We start from the raw sequence: 21,831 nt of genomic DNA on the forward strand, positions 1-21,831 counted from the left end.
TTAATACTACCTACCAATGAAGTAGCTTAATTTTAATACTACCCACCCTATTAGGTAGCTTAATTTTGATACTACCCACCCTATTAGGTAGCTTAATTTTAATACTACTTATTAATTTTAAACTTCTGATTTACAAATAAATATATTTATTTTTCAAAAAAGTAAAAACTCCCCCTACATATATATATTATATAGGTATATAAATTAAAAAAAAGTATGTAACATACACACCTCTCTTCTTTTTCTGCAACTAAAATCTTCTAAATCTGTAATTCATTATTAATCAATTATATTTTGCGGTTTTGTATTCGGTCGCGGTTTTAGGGGCAAGATGTGTCTTTGTATATACACAGTTTTGAAAAAAACGGTATACAAAGACTCGTCTTGCCTTTTAGCTTCTTTGAAAAATTTGCCTATCGTCTGCATTTTTACAAAGGAAGCTAAAAGGGGAGAAAAACTGCGGAACTTGTTTTTCTTTCTGCAACGGAAATAGAAATCATACATCAAAAAAAATCTTCAAAAATACAATATTTTACGTTCTAATACGTACCAATAGAGTCCAATAAACACTAATACCGTCTATTTGCGTCTATTTATGTATAAAATAGTCTATTTTTTAAAAAGTTACGTCCATTTGTGCTGTTTATAGTCTATTATAGTCTACACCTCCTCTTCACCTATTGCGCACCTAAAAAATCCTCTCTTACTTTGCCAAAAATTTAAACCTAAAAGCGTTGGAAAAGACAGCTCTTAACAAATCAAAATACCTTATTCTTAGAATTACTGAAAGTCAAAAAGAGCAGTGGAAAAGGTTAAGCGCAGAAAGGAAAACTACTCTCACCGATTTGATAATATCAGCAGTGGAAGGTAATATGAACGCACAAGAACGACGTGAGGTTTTAAAGTTCATTGAAAAGCAAGACAACATCTTTGCTAAGATTGAAAACAATATTAATCAGTTCGCTTATGTAGCCAACGCTAAGAAAGAGGTACACCGAGCAGAGCTCATTGCTTTTACTCAGCGTTTGGACGAGATTGTAAAACTCAAGACAGAACAAAATCAAATCTTTAGGCAGATATATAAACTCATTGCGAATGATAGTAAAAATTCTTAGCTCAGCAAGCAGGGACTTTCACGGAGTAAAGTACAACGACAAGAAAGTACATAACGAAAAAGGCGAGCTAATGTTGATGAAAAACTTTCCTTCATTTATCAATGAGAGCAGCTCTCAAGAGGAAGTCAGAGATTATTTAAAAGCCATCTCAGAAAGTGAACGCACCCGAAAACCACAATTTCACGCGGTAATATCTACAAAGTACCAAGAACACAGTAAGGAGCAGCTCACTGAGATAGCCGATAATTTTATGCAAGAGATGGGCTATGGGCAGCAACCTTACCTTGTAGTCTTTCACAAGGACACAGAAAACAACCACGTGCATATTGTTTCTACCCGTGTAGATAAAAACACAGGCAAGAAGATAAACGACAGCTTCGAGCATCTTAAATCCCAACAAGCCTTAGCAAAGGCAATGGAAAAGGTATTAGGTACAAATCACCAAGCTACTATAGAGAAGCTTTTGCAATATAGGTTTAGCAACCTTCAGCAGGTAGAAATGCTACTCACACGTAATGGTTTTAAACTAGTTCAAAGTGATGACACCCCTAATCAGGTGGATATATTGTACAATGGCGTTGTTCAGAAAACACTTTTCAGTGATAAACTCCATTACCAAGAGAAGCAGAAAGGCGACAAACGCATTAAGCAAATCAAAGCCTTTATAGATAAGTACAAAGAAATGTACAGCAATAAAGTTTTTAAGGTGATAGATGATAGAGTTCAACAGGGACTATACGAACGAAACATTCTACCGCAAGAGCCTATCCCACCACAGATAGAATATGTGAGCGAGTTACAAGAAAAACTGCGCCAAATCTTTGGGATAGATATCGTTTTTCACTTTAGAGACGATAAACAGCCTTTTGGTTATACGCTTATTGACAATAAAAACCAACAAATATATAAAGGCAGTGAGATAGCTAAGATGAAAGACATCTTTGACTTTACTGAAGATAGCATTGACAAAAAAGAGTTTGAACGCCTAAAGGACTACAATCTGAGAAGTGATAAGGAAAAGCAAATCCTTATGCAGCACCTAAGTAAAGAAGGCGTTGCTGTCAAAGATTTTATGTTATTTGAAAACAAGCGTTTTAAAAGCAAGGAGAGCAACCCCAACTTTCAACAACTCAAAGAAGATGTAAGACAACATATTCATAATGCACAGAATGATGATTTTGTCATTTTGGAACAAGACGATAACGGAGCGTATTACGCTATACACGAGCGTTACCACCAAATACACAAACTATCCTTTCTTTTAGATAAAGAGGAATACCAAGCATTTATCGTAGGAACATCCATACACAATACCTCTGAGATGAGAAGCCAAACTGACCTCAAACACAGCCCAAGCGGTAAAATCTCAGAGGTTTTAAACGATGTAGCAGACATCTTTAAAGCTTTAGGTAAAAGTACTTATGCTCCACGCGATACCACAGAAGACGAATTAAAAAAACGACGTAAAAAACGAAAATAAAATGGTTATAACATTTGCTACCCAAAAAGGAGGGGTAGGCAAGACTACCTTAGCGGTTGCTTTTGCTAACTACCTCACCTTAGTAAAGGAGAAAAAAGTAAAAGCTTTTGACTTTGACTTTCAGAAATCTTTCCATCAAAAATGGGAAGAAGATAAAATGCTTTCTATCCCCCAACTCTATGAAGTAGAGGTGATAGGCGACGACAACCAAGAGAGTCTTTTAGATTTTCAGACCTTAATGGATATGAAAAAAGAAGAGACAGTATACCTCTTTGACTTAGCAGGAACATTGGACGAGCGTTATATTGATTTGCTCATATACAGCGACTTTATCATCATTCCTTTTGAGTACTCTGATGTATCGGTAAAATCTACAATGGTATTTATCAATCTATTGGGAATGATAGAAAGCCAAGCAAATAGGGTGTTTGTACGTTCTAAGTATGACAAAGGGTATTTTTACCGTAATCAGCAAGCAATGGACGAGGAGATTGGCAAGTATGGTAGATTATTACCTACGCCCATCTACAAATGCAATGAATTGCAGAGCATTAACACTCGTCGCCTTTCGTATAGACAAAAGAAAGCTGTTAAACAAACCTTTGAAGAATTAACCCAATACATCAATGAAACCATCTAAACTGCCTTTTAACATACAATTGGAGCGAAAATACAACGAAATAAACACGGAGGACTTCCTCAGAGACTGGATAGAAAACGAGGAAAATAGGCGTGATAGAACCATTAGTATGAGCAATGATTTACACATCGAATTGGTAAAGTTTGGCACTTTTGAAGTAGACCTCAATGAAATCATTGATATAGGTTTGCGCTATGCCCTTAGCAAACGAGAGTTTAGAGGTATGATAGCACAACTGATAGCCTATAAAAGTAGTTACTTAACCCATTAATTAATACACTAATGACAACATTTTTTCAAATAGTAATTATTGTTTACATCCTTTATTATGCAGGGAATATCCTATACGACTTGTACTTTAAAAAAGAAAAACTCCCTATAGAGGAGGAAGACAAACAAGAGTTTTCTCTATCGGGGATAGGACAGGAAACGAAAGTCACTAATATAGACTTTAGCGATGTAGAAGAGATGGCTACCAGCAGTAGTACAGAAATAGATGAGAATGATTTATTTCCTTCTACTACTAACGAGACAGCCACAGCTCCTGATGAAGTGTTAAAAGCGATGATGAGAAAACACCAAGAGGAAGAACAACTCAACACTAACGAGGCTGATAATACCGATACCCATACAACTCCAGAAAATACTGGAGGCGAAAGTACAGAGCTTACCAAAGAACAGAAGCAAGAGTATTTAAAAGCTAATAGAGAGCGATTTAAAGACATTTTGAATATGGCAGAAACCAGTGTACAAGTCGTGGTTAGTGGAGAGGGAGACGATGGTATTAAGGTATACAAAGCCTCTGTACAACCCAAGTAAGCAAATAAAACAAAAAACCTAATTTAATTCATTATGTTAAACATTCAAAAATCTGTAACGAGGAAGCAACTACTACTCTTGTTACTTTTAGGAATCTGTGTCACGACTCCTATACTTGCACAAGGAGCAGGTGCTATTACTGATGCTGCCAATAGTATTAAGACCTATTGGGGGCCTTTGAAAACGCTCATTATGATGATTGGAGGTATTGTAGGTCTCATTGGAGGGTTACGTATCTACAATAAGTGGACAAATGGTGATCAAGACATCAACAAGGAAATCCTCGGATGGGGAGGTGCTTGTTTGTTCCTCATCTTAGTACCTATTTTCGTAGGAGCATTCTTTGGTCTCAACTAAAAAAGCATCAACCTATGGGCTTCTATCTGTACAAGGGGCTTAAAAAACCCCTTGTCTTTTTCGGACTCAAAGATAAGTATATTTATTACGCTTTAGGCTCAGCCTTAGGAGGACTTATCTGTTTGGCTTCTTTACCTTCTTTCATTGGCTTTTTTGGAGCTCTTATAGGAGCAGGGATAGGCATTGGAGGGGTATGGTACACCTTTCACAATCAGAAGACGAAAGGTCTATATAACAAGATGAGAAACAATGATGAAATACACATCTTTCCTAAAAGATTTAGAAAATCATCACAAAAGAAACAACAAATTAAATCATTATAACTATGGAAATACAAGGACGTATTAAAGAAATTTTTTCCTTGGAGACAGTAGGTAACAATGGCTTCCAAAAAAGAGATTTAGTTATCACTACAGAAGAGCAATATCCTAATGATATTGTCATTCAGTTCACACAAGGGCGTTGTGCACTTTTAGACAATTTGCAAAAAGGACAGTTAGTAAAGGTACATTATAACCTTAGAGGGCGTGAATGGGTTTCTCCACAAGGTGAGGTAAAGTATTTCAATACAGTAGAAGGCTGGAAAATAGACCTTATGCAAATGCAACAAATACCTTACGGCTCTAATCAAGGACAACTTGTCCCTGCCCAAGCACAGACAACTCCACCGCCAATAAATCAACAAGCACAGCAAGGCGAGTTTTTTAACTCTTATGGCAATGCACCCGCAAATCAATCTGATGATAACGTTCCTTTTTAACAAGAAAAGAATATCAAAATGAAGACAAAAGCTTTTCAATTTCCTTTTATAGGTTACGACTATGGCAGTGAGCACGGTTGGAAATACGATACACTTATTGGTCAGTATGGTAATCCCGTAATAGGAATTCGCATAAAGAATATTGTAGAACAATACTCAGCCGACCCCGAACGTTACGAGCAGTTTCATACCATTCTCAATCAAGTAATTGCCATTATAGGGGAAGGACACATCGTGCAGAAAGTAGACATTTTCGCCAAAAAGCGGTATGTATCTGAAAAAGAAAATACCTATTTGCAACAGAAATACTCTGACCACTTCAATGGACGTATTTACAAAACCATAGACACGCTATTGCTCTTTACCGACTTGTTAGACAAGAAAAAAAGCAAATATAAATTTTCAGAAAAAGCCTATAAAGAACTACGAGACAAATGTGAAAAAGTGTATATGCTGTTAGAGCAAAGTGAGTGTGACCCCGAATGGCTGTTTGAAAAAGATTTTGAGTATTACATTGGAGGAATGCTTACAATGCAGTTTGCTGAAGTACCTGTGTTTGACAATATCAAATCCACTAATGAATATTTGCGTATAGGCAGCTCATTTGTCAAAACAATCTCTTTTGTAGATGTAGAAAACATAGAGCTCCCCAATGAAATAGAAACCTATTCACGCTTAGGCGGTAGCAGTACTGTAGCCTATTTAGCAGTAGATAATTTTTCTTTTCTCAACGAGTTAGAAGCATATCAAACAATTGTCTACAATCAAGTAATTGCTATTCCACCCCAAGTATCACGTCAACGAGAGTTGGAAAAGAAAATGAAAAAACACGATGGAGTAGCTAAAAATGCTCCTTCCAATGCTATAGTAGCTCAAGAAATTCAAGATCTTTTGCACGATATAGCTGTCAATGGACAGTTGATAGTGGATGCTCACTTTTCGTTGGTTTTTGCTTGTGATACCTTGGAGAAAATGGAGAAAACGCAATCCACTATTGAGAGTAAGCTCTTTACTAAGGGAATCATCATCTCTAAGAATGCTTACAACCAAATGGAGCTATTTCGATCGGCTATTATAGGCAATGCGGTAGAGCTGCAGGAGTATGATTTGTTTACCACAACGAGCGAGGCGGGCTTGTGTTTTTTTTTTAAAGAGAGTTACCCCATAAGTGAAAAATCTAATTTTTATTTGCGTTTTGCCGATAGACAAGGCGTACCTCTAAAGGTAGACACCTCAGATTTGCCTTATCAAACGGGACGGATCAACAATCGCAACAAGTTTGTTTTAGGACCTTCGGGAAGTGGTAAATCGTTCTTGATGAACAATATTGTAGAGCAATACCTCACTTATAACTACGATGTAGTAATCGTAGACACGGGTGATTCTTATTCAGGTACTTGTTCCTATAAAGGAGGGCGTTACGTACAATATACAGAAGAAAAGCCTATTACAATGAATCCGTTTGCGGTAGGTAAAGAAGAGTTTAACATTGAAAAAACTGAATTTCTCACCAATCTCATTTTCTTAATATGGCAAGGAGCTGATGCAACAATGTCCCCCGCTCAGAAATCCATTATAGATAATGCCCTCCTTGCCTATTATCACCAACATTTTGAGGGCGACACCCAGTGGTATAAAGCCAAAACAAATGAGGAATTATTGCTCTACCTCAATAAGTTCAACATCTATGAAGAAGATTTAGACAGTAACGAGGAAGAGACTTTCTATGATATACTGGGACTGCCTTTAGATGCGAGTACTGAAGAGATAAAGGACAGAGGTCACAAACTTTTAAAGGAATACCACCCCGACAAACGCAAGGACGAGTATAACGCCAATATGGCAGATATGTTCTATAAGATATACGAAGCTTACGAAACCCTTTCTGATGAAAAAAGGCGTAAAGTCTATAATGAAAGTGCCGCACTCATTGCTGTAAAACGAGAAATAATCCCCTTAGATGATGAAGATTTAGAGACTGATAGACAAAGGCAAGCAATTGTAAAACGAGTTAAAAAAGTAGCAGAAGAATTTAAAGTACAAGAGTTGTCGTTTAATACCTTCTATGATTTTTGTGAAAAGTTCCTACCCGTGTATATGAACAACAAACATCACCGCATTACGGAACAAGAGTTTAACCTGCGTACTTTTCTCTTTGTACTCAAAGATTTTTACAGAGGTGGACGCTATGGTACCACACTCAATGAGAATGCCGATAGTTCTTTGTTTTACGAGCCTTTCATTGTCTTTGAGATAGATAATGTGAAAGACAATCCAAAGCTGTTTCCCATAGTAACGCTCATTATTATGGATACGTTCATTCAAAAAATGCGTTTGCGCAGTGATAGGCGTAAAGCCCTCATTATTGAGGAAGCGTGGAAAGCCATTGCCTCTAAACTAATGGGAGGTTATATACTCTATCTGTACAAAACAGTGCGCAAGTTTTGGGGTGAAGCGGTAGTAGTTACCCAAGAGTTAGACGATATCATCGGTAATACGGTAGTGAAGGACTCAATCATCAATAATTCTGATACGTTCATACTACTTGACCAAACCAAGTTTAAGGACAATTTCGACCGTATAGCAGCTTTATTGTCGCTCAACAAAGTAGAGCAAAACAAAATCTTTACGATTAATAACCTAAACAACAAAACAGGTAGAGGGCGTTTTAAGGAGTTTTATCTAAAGCGAGGGGCTAAAGGAGAGGTATATGGTAATGAAGTATCTATGGAACAATACCTCACCTATACTACTGAAAAGCCCGAAAAATCAGCTATTCTGTACTATGTAAAAGCATTAGGTAATTACGACAAAGCCTTAGACGCTTTTGTAGCTGATGTAAAAAAGTACAAAGAAAAGACAGATGCCATATTTGTCTTGGTAAACCTCTATAAAAAGCCTTTAGATGAAAAAGTAGTAGCTTTCTTTAAGGAGTTCAAGAAGGAGCACCCTAAAGATACCTTAAAGAAATTTGACCAATATGTAAAAGACCAAGAATTACCTTTATCTGAACTTATAAACACACAACAATATGAAAAACAAGCTATTTAAATTATTACTCACAACAATGCTGTTGCCTGCGATAGGAGAGGCACAAACCATTTATTTTGATCCAGCTGTCACAGGTTCAATGGCAGGTTATGCTATTTCGCTTAAAAATGGTCAGAACAAAATTGCCGATGAGCAAACCAAATTGCAAAAAGCGCAAACCTTTATAAGTGGTCAAATGGCATTGGTTAATCAGGTACAAGAAAAAGTATATAAAGGACTTACAGAAGTCTCTACTACCATTACCAACGGAATGCAACTCAAAAATATATGGGAGCAACTCAAGCAATGCCAAGAGTATTCTTCTAATGTACTCACCCTTGCTAAGAAACATCCTCAGTACGCTGTCTTTGGGGTAAAAGCAAGTGAAAAGGCTTACGAGGAAATACTCAAGCTCACGGCAGAGATTAACAGCGTGATTGATAGTAAGGGTAAAAACCTAATGACCGCTGGCGACCGTTATAGGTTATTAGATTCTATAGAGAGCAAAATACGTTCCTTTAAACTATGGCTTTTAACCATTCAAATAGGAATAGAAAATGCTCAGCGTATTGGCTTTTGGAGGGCTATCAGTCCTTTCGACCAATATATCAATACCGATAAGGATATAGTAGAAAACATAATGCGAAAATTCAAACACACTTTCTAATGAAAAAGGTTATTTATCTCATCGGAGTATGTACTCTAGGTTTTTGGCTCAGCTCTTCAGGAGGGAGAAGTAGAGCTCCTTTGGAAAAAGAATCGTTATCCCCCGTAATGATTAACAACGAGGTAGAGCGGTCAGTAGATGAAAACGAGCGACAAAAAACGCTGAACAACAAACAAACGCTCAATACTACTACTGAAGCACTTAATAGAAGTCAATGGGAGAAGTATAAGGAAACGGGTCGCAAGATACAAGACCGCTTGCGGATAGTAGATTTTACCCTACAAGCAATTCCTACGGGCTATGTAATAAGTGAGAGAGCCAAAGAAATAAAACAAGTGCAACAGAAAATTTACAGAGAAATGCGCAATGCACCTGATGTTTTTAGAGAAGCTTTCCCTATTATCCTGCCCAAACAAATCAATTTTATAGACGATTTGCAAATGGTTACCCGATTTTTAGCAGGTATAGTACTCTCTTACGGGGCTATCAACCAAATGGAACGGGCTGAACGCCAAATATTACTTGACTATGCTCTCAGTGAAGTCAATAGACTGTATAATGATTCTTACGCCACCCTTAGTGTTATTCGTGAAACAAGTTATGCTATACAGCGCAGAAGAAGCTTATTTCAGTACTATATAGACCGAGATAAGGAGTTAGCACAAGATATTTTAAAAAATGTTAAAAGCCTTGGCATATGAAACAACTTATCCAACTATCTGTATTGCTTTTCTTTTCTACAGTAACTACACTGCAAGCCCAAAGCTACTATGAGACGGTGATCAATAGTTCTTTATTGGCGCATATCAGTGCCAATCACGTAACAAGGGAAGCGAGTTTAGCGAACTTTAATAGTATCTTTAAAAAACAGAAAGAGTTTTATGAAGAGTCTAATAAAAAAATAGTACAAGTAGTAGCTATCCACGAGAAAATTTACCAAAATCTGTATAACATTAATTCTCTTTTTGGTCAAAGCAAGCAAATCAAGTATATAAAAGATTATGTTTTTAGTATTATAGGGAATCTTAGAAAGATGAACAAATTAGCTGTAGAAAACCCTCAATATAGTTTTTGGATCAAAAAAGAAACAGATCAAGTGTACTCTAAAGTATTGTCAATTATTGAAGAGCGGAAAGCTTTCTTAACAGAAGACAGAAAACGATTGATAGACTCAGCCGATAGAGATGCACTTCTCGACCGTGTATATATGAAGTTACGTTTGCTCAATGTTTCTATTTTAAACGTTATCAATATCATAGAGTTTAATAAGAGCCGTGCTTATATCTATTCTATACCTGTATTCAACAACTTTGTAGAACACGACAAACAACTTGTTGAAGAGATTATGCAAAAGTACAGACGTTATAAATATTATTAATACAATGAAACAAACTATTCTTTATGTGTGTCTATTAGCTTCTACTGTGGTCTTTGCTCAGTATAAAATTACCAAGGTAAGAGATGAAGCCCTCAATGCACAAGAAAAACGGCAGGTTTTTCAACAGTGGGGAGATTTTAAGCCCGAAGCACAGTACAAAAAAATATTCGGGATAAAGGTAGGCCCTCAATTGAGCAAGAACCATTCAATGGTATGGGGATGGCTTTCTTACAACGGGCGCAAGTATAACCACCGTTATATGGACGGTGAGGATATCCGTCCGCTCAGTGCTACAGGCTTAGAGACACAACGGCAGCTCAAAGCTATGGTAATGCAAAGAGAAGCAGAAACCATCAAAAAGCACGTAGATAGTATTTATAAACGCAGTCTCAGTGATATGGCACATTGGACATCCTTAACCGTCAAAGCCGACCCTTTATTCTTGTTGTACTATAAAAGAATGCTCACCCCTCTTAAAGAGTTTCCAGACAAACCTGAGACTTATTCACAATGGGGTTTTAAAGATGAAAAAGCGTTTGAGAATGCTAAACGCACAGGACAATTACAGCCTTTGCAAGAGAAGTTAGACATCATCAAAGGAATTTACGAAAAGGCAACTACATTGGATATGCCACGAGGCAAGCGATTTTTAATGTATCACAAAGCACTGATAGGCTGGCGAGAATTTAAACGTATGCTACAGAACACGGGAAACATCAATCAGTGGTTTTTAGAAACGGAACGACTCCTCAATGATTCTTATAAAGCTACCGATGAAATAGCTCCTTATGTTGAAGATGTACAAATAATGGAAAGTATAATGCGACAATACAAACATAAATTCTAAGTATATGAACTTAAAGAAAATTACAATCATTATAGCAAGTTTGCTATTTATATTGGCAACTCCTGCTTCTTTAGCACAACCCAGACCTCCTTATTCAGGGGCGGGCTCATCTATAATAGGCCCGCCACCACCTAGTATGGATCAAGGAGATAAAACCGTAAAGTTTATGAAAGGTAGTGGCGACTTTGAAGAGTGGTTTATGGAAGCCTTTACGCACTTAGATACTTTTATAGAAAGTTACGCCTACCAAGCCTCTATACTGGGAAAAGCTATTGGAGCACTCGGAATGCTTATTTACTTTTCAATCATAGGTTTTAGAATGCAAAGCGGAAGTGCCGAATGGGACGTAGAGCCAATGATTAAACCCGTTATCATAGGACTTATACTCATCTACTGGGTACCTTTCACCCAAATGGTACAATATCCTTTTCTAAAACTTGCTGAAATGCCCAAGGGAGTTTTCCAAGAGATAGAGAAGACAACTAATAATCTTCGGACAACTCGCTATACCAAACAAATGCAAGTATTAGATGCTACTATCAAAGAAAGAGCAGCTCTTATGGCTAAAAGACAGGACTTTTGGACAAAAGTAGGTAATGGTGATGTAGGAGAAGCTTTTGGCGACCAATGGGATAAACTTACAGCTCCTATTGAAGATGGATTGGAGAGACTCAATTACAAAATGCAAAAAATCATAGGAGAAGCTATTGAGTTAGTATGTTTAATGATTTTAAGGGTAGGGGTCTATCTCATCTTCTTTATACAAAAGGTATGGTCGTATATACTGATAGTTTTAGGGCCTATAGCCGTCGGGATGTCGCTCATACCAGGTTTTGAAAGTTCGCTGACGAATTGGATTTCTAAGTTTATCAATATCAATCTATACACTTTTATAGCCTATACGATTATCAATATAGGGCAACAGATTATAATGGCAGGCTACACTATGGATATTACACGTCTTTCAACGATAGTTGATGCTAATGGCAATGTAATCAATCAAGGACTTCTAATGGCATATACCACCTATAGTGGAATGATGAACTCTGTGATTTTCCCTTGCGTAGGCTATGTAATAACTGGATTAGCCGTACTAATGACACCTACTATTGCCGACTCAGTGGTTTCAGCTGGAGGAGCTAGCATAATGACCAAAGCCAAAGGAGCTGCGAGCAAAGCAGCTAGTGCAGTTTCAGCAGGTGGTAAGGCTGTAGGAGGTACTGTAAACGCAGGACGTTCTCTAGCAAATAGCGTGAAAAACTCAGTGGCAAATAGTACTTTTGATGTTGTTAGTAAGAATATCAACAGAATGCCTGACGTACCTAAATCTAGATAACAAATTCAATTCACAATGATAGTAAAAAACATAGAAAAACGTATCAAAATCAATAAAACAATGGCTATAGCTACCGTGATATTTGCTATTGTTATCGTGATTGTAGGGTTTAGCTATTCCTACAAAATCGTACAGGACTCTCGAAAATCTATCTATATCTTAGACAACGGAGTACCTGTGCTGGTCAAACAAACTGATGAACTCCTAAATCGCCCCGTAGAGTACAAGGCACAAGTGGAACTTTTTCACCGCTTATTTTTCACCTTAGCTCCTGATGATGAGTATATCAATAAGAATATTGATAAAGCACTCTACCTTATGGATGATTCAGCAAAGAAAGAGCGAAGTAACTTAACCGAAAAAGGTTGGTATAACCAAATCATCTCCTCTAATGCAACCGTGTCCATACAAACAGACTCTATCAATATTGATTTGAACAGCAAAAGGTTTATGTACTATGGTACACAGATGATTAATAGAAAGACAAGCCTTATCATACGAAAGCTCATTACACAAGGTACTTTTAGGGATATACCGAGAACGCCTAATAATGCACACGGAGTGCTCTTAGAAAACTGGAATATCTTAGATAATACTGAACTATCTGTCAAACAAAAATACAGCTATTAGAATGAAAAAAGAAGTAGAACAAAACACCTCAATAGAGCCTCAAACAGAGGAACAAGAACAGCAACCTAATAAAAAGCTCAAAGAAAGACTTAAAGAGAGATTTAAAGAAACCTCAGTAGGTAAATGGTTGTATGCCAATCCTAAAAAGTTTTATTTCTATGCGATGACTTTCTTAGTGCTGTCGTTTATAGGAAGTACTATTTGGGATATACGTTTGTCTCAGCAAGCTAACAATGGTATGATACCAATGCTTTATGAGCAAAGTAGCAAAATCATCAAGCAAAACGAGAACAGACAAGAGCAAATGCAAAACATTACTGAGGAATTAAAGGGATATAAAGCCAAACGCGAATTAGGAGAGCTCACCCCTTCTGATAGCCTTAGAATTGAGTTTTTATACCAGCAGTATCAAACCCTACAAAACCAAAGTCAGCAATGAAAAAAATCAACTTTAAGCAACCCAAATATATCTTTCCTCTCATTGCTTTACCTTTTGTGTGCTTCATAGGCTATCAAGTAATAGACCTATTTGGCAAAGACGATAAAAAGGAGCAAGCACAGAAAGACCTGAGTACCTCTTTAGGAAAAGTGGAAACGCCCATAATGAACAAAAACGACGCTTACGACAAGATGTTTGAGAATACGAACGACAGTCGTTCTATGATTCAAGATTTTGAGAAGGAAAGTGATAGCCTTTACAACTACTCCGACAATTTGAATGATGCTCAAAAGCGTTATTTGGATTCTTTGGAATATGAGCGCAAGCGCAATGCTAATAGCAAGGTTACAAAGATAGGAGATAACACCTATTACCGCCCCAACAACAGTGCTTTTTCTCAATCCTCATCGCAATCACAAGACGATAAAGATTACGAACGTTCTAAAGAGATGATTCGTATGCTTAATGAGTCGCAACAGCCTACAATGAGTAGCAAGCAAGAAAAAGAGGAGAAAGAGTACGACCCTGTAAAAGGCTTACGAGAGCAGATGTTATTCTTAGCCTCATTGGAGAAATCTAAAGACCCTGAGGCAATAAGGCAGAAAGTAGCTTCAGAGCGTTTAAAAGCTAATAAAGAAAAACGCGAAGCCTTTCTCAATCGCAGTTTAGAGGTTACCAAAGCAAATAACTTGGGGAATTTTAATCATATTTCTAAAGAGAAAGAGGGTAACAACATCAAAGCGGTAATAGATGAAAACATTAAAGGCTACTTAGGAAGTCGCATTCGTATACGTCTTTTGGAAGATATTTTCATAGGTAAAAAGCAGAAGAGGTTGGTGAGAAGAGGTAGTTTCCTATACGCTGAGATTGCAGGCTTTTCACAACAGCGTGTTTACCTGAGTATCGTATCGGTAATGACCAATAATGAGATTTACCCTATCAATCTTTCCATTTACGATATGGACGGGCTCAAAGGGCTATACGTGCCTGCGAGTGCCTTTAGAGAAATGATTCGAGAGTTAGGAGCGAACTCTGTACAAGGGGTGAATGTAGAAACAGGTCAAGGTTTCTTTACCAGCCTTGCCTCTAATCTATTCCGTTCTACCTCCGAAGCTGTAGCAGCTATCATTCGCAAGAATAAAGTAAAACTCAAGTACAACTCTTACATCTATTTAATTAACGAACAAGATTTAAACAAAAATGAAGAATAATATCATTACAAAACTCTCTATAGCGTTATTTGCCATTCTCTGGGGAGGACAAGTACAAGCACAAACCCTTGTCAATCAAATTAATGTAGATAACCTCCCCATTATCTTTATGGGTAAGGAGGTAAATATTCACATCATTGCCCCTGAGCCTATTCAGTTTGTAGACCTCTCTACAAACTACCTCATAGGCGATTTGCCTTCCGAAAATATTGCCCGCATTAAAGTAGAACAAAGCGGAGACGAATTAATAGAGAATGCAACTCAAAAAAAGGAATTGCGTTCAGGAATGGATATAGGGATTATCACAGTAGTAGGGCAATCGTTTTTAGCGCAATACCGCGCCATTTACCAAGAGCAAGAGCACAACTGGTTAGCCTCTAATATTCATATCAAAGCCGAAGATATGCAACCATTAGAATATCCTAAACTCAAATACTCTAATTACGAACTCAAACGCTTTGCCTTGGATATTCAAGCAAAGAAAATTAAAAAGCCTATTCGCAAGAAAAAGAATTTGAAACTCAAAATGCTACTGAACAATGTTTATGTGATAGATGATTACATCTTCTTAGACATCAGTATCGAAAACCTTACTAACCTACCTTGCAATATCGACGCTATGAAGTTCAGTATTGAGGACAAAAAGATTTATAAAGCTACCAACAATCAAAGTATTTTGCTAACCCCTTTGTATGCACTCAATAATCAAACTAAAATACGCAAGAACTATCGCAATATTTTTGTGTTTGAGAAATTTACCTTTCCCAATAGCAAAATACTAAAAATACGCCTTATCGAGGAACAAATCTCAGGGCGTGTGATTGATATGAAAGTCAATTACTCCGATGTACTCCAAGCTGATACTTTCTAACCCCTAAAACCTGAAACCTAAAACCTGAAGCCTATGAGTATGCAAGAACAACAAAACCAAATCAAAATATACGACTTCTTCCAAAAAATGGTCTATGGAGTCGTAACTTTGGATTGCCTAATTCTTTTCTTTCAAAATGCTGAGATACCTGTGCTATCTAATATCTTGCAAAGTTTTGCAAAGATGGGCGTATTCTTTCCTCCTATCAATGCCAAGCTGAGTACTCTTGTACTAATTACCTTGGTAGCTATAGGCACACGAGCTAAAAAGAAACGCGACTTAGATACAACCAAAGAAATCTTTTTGCCCATATCTGTGGGACTGATAATGATCATAAGCTCTTTAGCCCTTGTATGGGGAGCGGGCAATCCCAATTTACCTTATGTAGTGCCCTATCTCAATGGTTATCAATTAGGCTACCTCCTGCTTTCGTATGCAGGGACGATGATCACTCAAAAAGGTGCTGATAGTATTTCTAAACTAATGCAAACTAAAATGGATAAAGACCGTTGGAATACCGAAGAGGAGAGTTTCGACCAAAATAGGGAACTTGTAGAAACACCTACCTCTGTAAACATCCCTTACAAGTTCCGCTACCAAAAACAAACGCACCAAGGCTGGATGAATATTGACCCCTTTCGTGGTTCAATGGTCATTGGAGTCCCTGGTTCGGGTAAGTCCTTTGGGGTGATTAACCCCGCTATCCGTCAGTTAGTAGGCAAAGGTTTTTGCTTGTGTATCTACGACTTTAAGTTTCCAAGCTTAGGCGAAATTGCCTATTACCACCACTTGCTAAAGAAGAAAACTGACCCTAACTACAAGCACAAATTTCACGTGGTAAACCTCGATGAAGTAGAATACTCCCGAAGAGTAAATCCTTTCAAAAAGGAGTATATCAACACCTTAGCACAAGCCCAAGAAATGGCTGAATCTATGGTAAGTGCCTTGCAAAAAGGAGGCAGCTCTGGTGGAGGAGGTTCTGAACAGTTCTTTACTCAGTCAGCGGTGAATTTTCTTGCCTCTACTATCTATTACTTTGCTACTTATGAGAATGGCAAATACTCTGACCTACCTCATATACTCGCCTTTATGAATCGCAGTTACGAAGAGATATTCGATACTCTCTTTACCAATGAAGAGTTAGTATCGCTTATGTCGCCTTTCAAATCTGCCTATGAAAACAAAGCCTTTGACCAGCTCGAAGGGCAGATAGGTACTATAAAGATTTTCTTATCGCGATTGGCAACCAAAGAAAGCTTTTGGGTATTTAGTGGCGACGAAGTGCAACTCAAAATATCCGACCCTGAAAATCCCTCTATCCTCATTCTCGCCTCCAACCCGCGCACACAGGACATTAACTCAGCTTTGTATTCAGCGGTGCTCAATAGGGTAATAAGTCAGATAAACGACAAAGGTAATCTCTACAGCGGACTTATCGCTGATGAGTTCCCTACTATCTATATTCACAAGATAGACAACCTCGTGGCGACTGCACGTAGCAATAAAGTAGCGGTAATGCTCGGTTTGCAAGAGCAACCACAATTGCGCCAATTCTACAAAAAAGAAGTAGCCGAAACCATTTCAGCTATTATGGGGAATATCCTCTCAGGAGCTGTGCGCGACAAGGGTACCCTTGATTGGCTTGAAAAGCTTTTTGGTAAAATCAAACAAAAAAGCTACTCGGAATCTATCTCCAACCAAGGTACCAATATGACCATCAGCGAAAAGATGGATGTAATGATACCCGCGGGCAAGATTGCAGGACAACGCACAGGTGAAATGGTAGGTATGGTTGTACAAGGCGAGGACAACGCCACCGAAGAGTTTAAAACATCGGCTATTTCAGGCAAAATCAACCTTGATATGAAAGCTATCAAACACGAGGAAGCCAATTATGTGAAAATGCCTACCTACTATTCATTCAAAGACAGCGCAGGCAACGACCGCAAAAATGAAATCCTTATGACCAATTTCCGTCGTATCAACAAAGAAGTTGAAATAATGATTAATGAAATTAGAGAAGCTGTAGCCTAACTGACACCTAAACCTTAAGACCTAACACCTCAAAAATGCAACCCGATAAAAAACATATCAAAACCATAACCCTATCTCTTTTCTTTTCTGCAATAGGTAGTACCTATGCACAGTTCAATACACTCATCCCAAAAGTAGCTCCCGAAAAAGAGTACCAAAAATTTAGAGTAGTAGAGAATAATGAGCTAAGTAATAGCAATGTAAGTGCAGAAAAAAAAGGCAGTGGCGTGTGGAAGCGATTGTTTCGCAGTGAGAAGGCAGCCCTTCGCAAAGAGGTAGATTCACTGAAGACACTTATCCGTCAATCACAACCTACTGCACCTAATATCCTCAAACAGGTGCAAGATTCTATCATCTTATCCCTTGCTAAAAAGGCAGTGACTGAAGCACATACCAAACAGCAGGACAATGAGCAACCTACTCCTACCAAAGAAGTCGTACGGCTCTCTCTGCCTCTGAAGGGAGAATTGTACGTTACCTCTCATTTTGGAGAGCGTTTCCACCCCATTCTAAAGCAAGAGCGTATGCACAACGGCATTGATTTACGGGCTAACTACCAACACATATACGCTGTTTTAGACGGGGTAATTAGCGCAGTAGGCTGGGATAGCAAAGGCGGAGGCGTATATATCAAAGTTAAACATCAGAATTTTGAAACAATCTACTGTCACCTCTCCGAAGTCTATTACCAGCAAGGGGAATCTGTAAAAGCGGGGTTTATTATTGGTAAAAGCGGTAATACCGGACTCTCTACAGCGCCCCATTTGCATTTTTCAGTGAAACAGAATAATGAATATATCAACCCCATAACCTTTCTAAACAATTTAATCAGTATCAAATAAGATGGACAATTACACTTACTATATACTACTGTTATTGTTATTCTTAGCAATAGCCATACACAATATGTATCGTCTCAAAAGAGAGCGAGATAAATTACGCAAAGAGAATAATACATTACATAGTATAATTTCTAATAGGTTAGGTAACATATTAGGTACTCCAAATGGAGGTAAACAATATAATTTTTCCAAATTTAAGGAATTAGAAAAAGAAATAGAGCAACAATAAACTAAAAACATTATGCTTAAAACCCTAATCATAGCCGAAAAATCAACACAAATGCGTGAGTACGCCCGCGCATTAGGTTTTACCCTCAAAGGAGACCATTACGAGAAAGGTGATATTATCCTTTCTTGTGCAGCTGGGCACTTGTTAGAACTTGCTGAAGATACCGCCTATCGAGGGGAAGGAAAATGGGATAAATCCTATTTGCCACTGCTTCTGCAGATAAAAGATTATAAGTACGAACCTAAGAAAGAGGAGAACCGCCAAGCTCAACTCAATAAGTTAGGCAGCTTACTAAACGACCCTGAAATCGGTAATATCATTGTTGCCACCGACCCCGACCGTGAGGGGGAACTCATTTTTAGATACATCTATAACTATTTTAAATGTAAAAAACCTTTCATTCGTGTGTGGAACTCGGCTTTAGTTGATGAGGGTATTCGCAAGGCTTTTGCACACCCTACCTACAAGCAGGGTGACCCATTTTTGGAAAACCTTTGTAAAAGTGGCTACGCTCGTGCTTTTACCGATTGGCTCATTGGCGTAAACGCCACCCAAGCAGCCACCCTACAATTAGGACAAGGTAAATTGCTATCGATAGGAAGAGTACAGAGTACTATCTTAAAGATTATTTGCGATAGGTACATCAAGAATAAGGGGCACGAAAAAACCTATACTTACAAGATTATCACCAATCATTCTTACAATGGTACTACCTATACGACCGAGAGCCCCATATATGAGAGCAAAGAGCAAGCCCAAGCCGTTTTTAACGGACTTTTGCCCGCTCATAGGTTTGTGTCTCACGAGGTGAAAAAAGTGTCTAAAAACCCGCCTCTATTGCATACATTGGACAGTTTGACGATTGTAGCTAACAAACTCTATAAGTACACGCCCGACCAAGTGTTGGCGTCTGCTCAAAAGCTGTATGAAGGTAAATATTTGTCCTACCCGCGTACTGAAGACCCTTATATCACTGAAGAGGGATATTACAACCTCCAAAAGTTCTTTATTGGTTTGTGTAGAGATTTTTTGGGCGTCACTGACTTTTCTTTTATGGGAAAACCCAAATCGGTAGATGATAGCAAAATTACAGGCTCACACGATGCTTTAATACCTACAGGTTACACCAATGGTTTAGAGAGCTTAGCCGAGCAGGAACGCCGTGTATTTGAACTTATCCTATATCGCTGTTTAGAGAGCTTTTCCGACAGCTCTCAATATGAAAAAGGCATATATCTTTTTGACAATCAAGGAACGCCTTTTAAAACCAACACTAACAAACTGTTATATGCAGGTTGGGAGCGTTACACGCCTAAAAATAAAACAGCAGCTACTGATGAAGAGGGTGAAGCAGATGATGAAAAAATTACTGTTTTGGATCTGCCTTACAGGCAGGGCGACGCGGTCGCTATCGAGGCGAAAAACGTTCGTGAAATTGAGAGTAGACCTCCCGCTATATACACACCTGCAACCCTTACCGATGATTTATGTAACTTGGACAAGTTCCTACAAGAACAATCGCCCGAAGTACACAAGGAGCTTTCAAGTCAGTTTGAGTTGAAAGGTCTGCAAATCGGTACCAAAGGTACTCGCCCTGGCATACTTGATACGCTTATTCAAAAAAGACAGTTTATAACCTTACAGAAGAACAAGTATTTGCCTACAGAGTTGGGACTACAGTTTTACAATGCTATCAAAGATTTAGAAGTGGTGAATGTAGCTCAAACCGCCCGCCTTGAGTATCAACTAAAGCAAATAACAGAAGGAAAGTTATTAGTAACACAGTATTACAATAACTTATTGCAATACGTGCAGAATATGGTACATAACATCTTTAGCATTGAGGCTACTGTTAAGGTGGAACGTCCAACCTTGGGAACTTGTCCTAAATGTAAACAAGGGCAAATCGTGGAGGGTAAAAAAGCCTTTGGCTGCACCAACTACAAAAACGGTTGCGACTTTACCATTTGGAAAGAGGTAGCCCATAAAACCATCACCGCCAAGCAAGTGGCCGACCTTATTGCCAAAGGCAAAACAAGTCTACTAAAAGGCTTTAAAAGCAAGGCAGGAAAAGACTTTGAAGCGTATTTAGTGCTCAAAAATTGTAAGGTAGATTTTGAATTTAAAAACAATAAGAAGAAATGACAAAACAACAGAAATTAGAAATTATTTGCAACGTTATACTACTATTGCTTTTCATAGGTATTACCGTAGTAGTAGTTGATTTTAATAGTTTGGTAATAGAAACTTTACAATCTATCGACGATTCGACTCTCATTACTTCTAAAGAAGCTCAAATGGCTAATGAGTTAGCTATTCTTATAAAAAAATGTATAGCTCCTGTTAATCTAATGTTGGGAGTATGTATAGGGCTATTAGCTCCTGAATTAATCAAAATGGTGAGACAGTTAATCAAATTTAAAAACAAATAAATCAGTAACAATATGAACGAACAATTACCTACATTAGACCTAAAAGAGTATGGTATTATGAGTGAAGACAATACCTTCTCTAAAAAGCTCTCCAACAAGGATATTGAAAATTTCCTTAAAGGACACGCTATGATTGCCGATAATGGTAAAGACCGTTTGATTTTCCTCCTGACGGATAACAATACTCGTCTAAATGTGAATATCTATCAGCGTGACAAAACCATTGACGAGATTGTAAAACAAAGTCAAAAGGAAATTGTCTATAGCCAGCTAAATGAACTCACCAATAGTAAGTCCATAGATATTGAGAAAAAAGCCTTTATCTACGACCAAAGAACGCAACAAGTAACCGAGTATGACCTGCTCAAGCACACCGAGAAAATCGCCCAAGTGGTTGCAGAAAAAAAAGATATCCAAGAAAGTAACCGTTTTAAGAACGAACTCCTCAAGCTCAAAGGTTACTTGCAGGATAAGATTGACAAGTTCCCTGAGATTGGCAAAGAAATCACCAATAATCTAAACATTGTATCCAAGACCATCAGTACCATAGACGATGCTACGCCTAATGAAAGCCAATCACAAAAGCAACAGCAGTCTAAACTCCGTTTAGACGTGAATGACGACGACCTCTATCAAGATGCTAATCGTCACCGTGAAGAACAAGAGCAGGAACAACACCGCCATCGTGGTTTTAGAAGATAATAATCTAAAAAA

At 37.9% G+C, this 21,831-nt stretch carries 23 protein-coding genes; all 23 read left to right on the forward strand.

All coding sequences use genetic code 11. The features are described from left to right. Positions 1–734 precede the first annotated feature (734 nt). The 23 genes from HMPREF9078_RS05545 to HMPREF9078_RS05655 all read left to right on the forward strand — a co-directional run bounded on the left by HMPREF9078_RS05545 (position 735) and on the right by HMPREF9078_RS05655 (position 21,819). The gene (locus HMPREF9078_RS05545) at positions 735–1,115 is read left to right on the forward strand and encodes a hypothetical protein (RefSeq protein WP_009419750.1); all 381 of its coding nucleotides are present in this window, start codon (positions 735–737) and stop codon (positions 1,113–1,115) included. Next, the gene (locus HMPREF9078_RS05550) at positions 1,096–2,595 is read left to right on the forward strand and encodes a relaxase/mobilization nuclease domain-containing protein (RefSeq protein ID WP_009419751.1); all 1,500 of its coding nucleotides are present in this window, start codon (positions 1,096–1,098) and stop codon (positions 2,593–2,595) included. The genes HMPREF9078_RS05545 and HMPREF9078_RS05550 overlap by 20 nt, the downstream gene beginning before the upstream one ends. Position 2,596: 1 nt before the next feature. After that, positions 2,597–3,235, forward strand: coding sequence for a ParA family protein (locus HMPREF9078_RS05555; protein WP_009419752.1), 639 nt, complete (start codon positions 2,597–2,599; stop codon positions 3,233–3,235). After that, entirely contained in the window at positions 3,222–3,506 is a 285-nt protein-coding gene (locus HMPREF9078_RS05560; RefSeq protein WP_009419753.1) for a hypothetical protein, read from the forward strand. Before HMPREF9078_RS05555 ends, HMPREF9078_RS05560 begins: the two co-directional genes overlap by 14 nt. A gap of 11 nt (positions 3,507–3,517) precedes the next feature. After that, positions 3,518–4,054, forward strand: a complete 537-nt coding sequence (locus tag HMPREF9078_RS05565; RefSeq protein ID WP_009419754.1) for a hypothetical protein — start codon at positions 3,518–3,520, stop codon at positions 4,052–4,054. A 33-nt stretch (positions 4,055–4,087) separates the two neighbouring features. Then, entirely contained in the window at positions 4,088–4,411 is a 324-nt protein-coding gene (locus tag HMPREF9078_RS05570; protein WP_009419755.1) for a DUF4134 family protein, read from the forward strand. A 14-nt stretch (positions 4,412–4,425) separates the two neighbouring features. Next, on the forward strand, positions 4,426–4,734 hold the full coding sequence (locus HMPREF9078_RS05575; RefSeq protein ID WP_009419756.1) for a DUF4133 domain-containing protein: 309 nt from the start codon (positions 4,426–4,428) through the stop codon (positions 4,732–4,734). A gap of 2 nt (positions 4,735–4,736) precedes the next feature. Next, on the forward strand, positions 4,737–5,171 hold the full coding sequence (locus HMPREF9078_RS05580; protein ID WP_009419757.1) for a DUF3127 domain-containing protein: 435 nt from the start codon (positions 4,737–4,739) through the stop codon (positions 5,169–5,171). An 18-nt stretch (positions 5,172–5,189) separates the two neighbouring features. Continuing rightward, a complete protein-coding gene (locus HMPREF9078_RS05585) occupies positions 5,190–8,222 on the forward strand; it encodes a TraG family conjugative transposon ATPase (RefSeq protein ID WP_009419758.1) in 3,033 nt (1,010 codons plus the stop codon). After that, positions 8,203–8,868: a hypothetical protein gene (locus tag HMPREF9078_RS05590; protein ID WP_009419759.1), complete on the forward strand. Its 666-nt coding sequence runs from the start codon at positions 8,203–8,205 to the stop codon at positions 8,866–8,868. Before HMPREF9078_RS05585 ends, HMPREF9078_RS05590 begins: the two co-directional genes overlap by 20 nt. Then, complete coding sequence (locus HMPREF9078_RS05595; protein WP_009419760.1) at positions 8,868–9,569, forward strand: hypothetical protein; 702 nt, start codon at positions 8,868–8,870, stop codon at positions 9,567–9,569. Before HMPREF9078_RS05590 ends, HMPREF9078_RS05595 begins: the two co-directional genes overlap by 1 nt. Continuing rightward, positions 9,566–10,246, forward strand: coding sequence for a hypothetical protein (locus HMPREF9078_RS05600; protein ID WP_009419761.1), 681 nt, complete (start codon positions 9,566–9,568; stop codon positions 10,244–10,246). Before HMPREF9078_RS05595 ends, HMPREF9078_RS05600 begins: the two co-directional genes overlap by 4 nt. A 4-nt stretch (positions 10,247–10,250) precedes the next feature. Beyond that, positions 10,251–11,093, forward strand: coding sequence for a hypothetical protein (locus HMPREF9078_RS05605; protein ID WP_009419762.1), 843 nt, complete (start codon positions 10,251–10,253; stop codon positions 11,091–11,093). Positions 11,094–11,097: 4 nt separating this feature from the next. Next, the gene (locus HMPREF9078_RS05610; RefSeq protein ID WP_009419763.1) at positions 11,098–12,429 is read left to right on the forward strand and encodes a hypothetical protein; all 1,332 of its coding nucleotides are present in this window, start codon (positions 11,098–11,100) and stop codon (positions 12,427–12,429) included. A 15-nt stretch (positions 12,430–12,444) separates the two neighbouring features. Next, positions 12,445–13,059 carry a conjugative transposon protein TraK gene (gene traK, locus HMPREF9078_RS05615; RefSeq protein ID WP_009419764.1) on the forward strand — a complete coding sequence of 205 codons (615 nt, stop codon included), beginning with the start codon at positions 12,445–12,447 and terminating at the stop codon, positions 13,057–13,059. 1 nt (position 13,060) lies between these two features. Continuing rightward, complete coding sequence (locus HMPREF9078_RS05620; RefSeq protein ID WP_009419765.1) at positions 13,061–13,498, forward strand: hypothetical protein; 438 nt, start codon at positions 13,061–13,063, stop codon at positions 13,496–13,498. Beyond that, positions 13,495–14,709, forward strand: coding sequence for a conjugative transposon protein TraM (gene traM, locus HMPREF9078_RS05625; protein ID WP_009419766.1), 1,215 nt, complete (start codon positions 13,495–13,497; stop codon positions 14,707–14,709). The genes HMPREF9078_RS05620 and traM overlap by 4 nt, the downstream gene beginning before the upstream one ends. Further along, on the forward strand, positions 14,699–15,580 hold the full coding sequence (traN, locus tag HMPREF9078_RS05630) for a conjugative transposon protein TraN (protein ID WP_009419767.1): 882 nt from the start codon (positions 14,699–14,701) through the stop codon (positions 15,578–15,580). The genes traM and traN overlap by 11 nt, the downstream gene beginning before the upstream one ends. A 39-nt stretch (positions 15,581–15,619) precedes the next feature. Next, positions 15,620–17,614, forward strand: coding sequence for a type IV secretion system DNA-binding domain-containing protein (locus HMPREF9078_RS05635; RefSeq protein ID WP_009419768.1), 1,995 nt, complete (start codon positions 15,620–15,622; stop codon positions 17,612–17,614). A gap of 35 nt (positions 17,615–17,649) precedes the next feature. After that, positions 17,650–18,456, forward strand: a complete 807-nt coding sequence (locus HMPREF9078_RS12295; RefSeq protein ID WP_009419769.1) for a M23 family metallopeptidase — start codon at positions 17,650–17,652, stop codon at positions 18,454–18,456. A 241-nt stretch (positions 18,457–18,697) separates the two neighbouring features. Beyond that, positions 18,698–20,830, forward strand: coding sequence for a type IA DNA topoisomerase (locus tag HMPREF9078_RS05645; protein WP_009419771.1), 2,133 nt, complete (start codon positions 18,698–18,700; stop codon positions 20,828–20,830). Then, on the forward strand, positions 20,827–21,117 hold the full coding sequence (locus tag HMPREF9078_RS05650; protein ID WP_009419772.1) for a hypothetical protein: 291 nt from the start codon (positions 20,827–20,829) through the stop codon (positions 21,115–21,117). Before HMPREF9078_RS05645 ends, HMPREF9078_RS05650 begins: the two co-directional genes overlap by 4 nt. Before the next feature lie 12 nt (positions 21,118–21,129). Continuing rightward, a complete protein-coding gene (locus tag HMPREF9078_RS05655) occupies positions 21,130–21,819 on the forward strand; it encodes a hypothetical protein (protein WP_009419773.1) in 690 nt (229 codons plus the stop codon). Positions 21,820–21,831 lie beyond the last annotated feature (12 nt).

Source organism: Capnocytophaga sp. oral taxon 380 str. F0488 (genome assembly GCF_000318255.2).
GTDB lineage: Bacteria > Bacteroidota > Bacteroidia > Flavobacteriales > Flavobacteriaceae > Capnocytophaga > Capnocytophaga ochracea.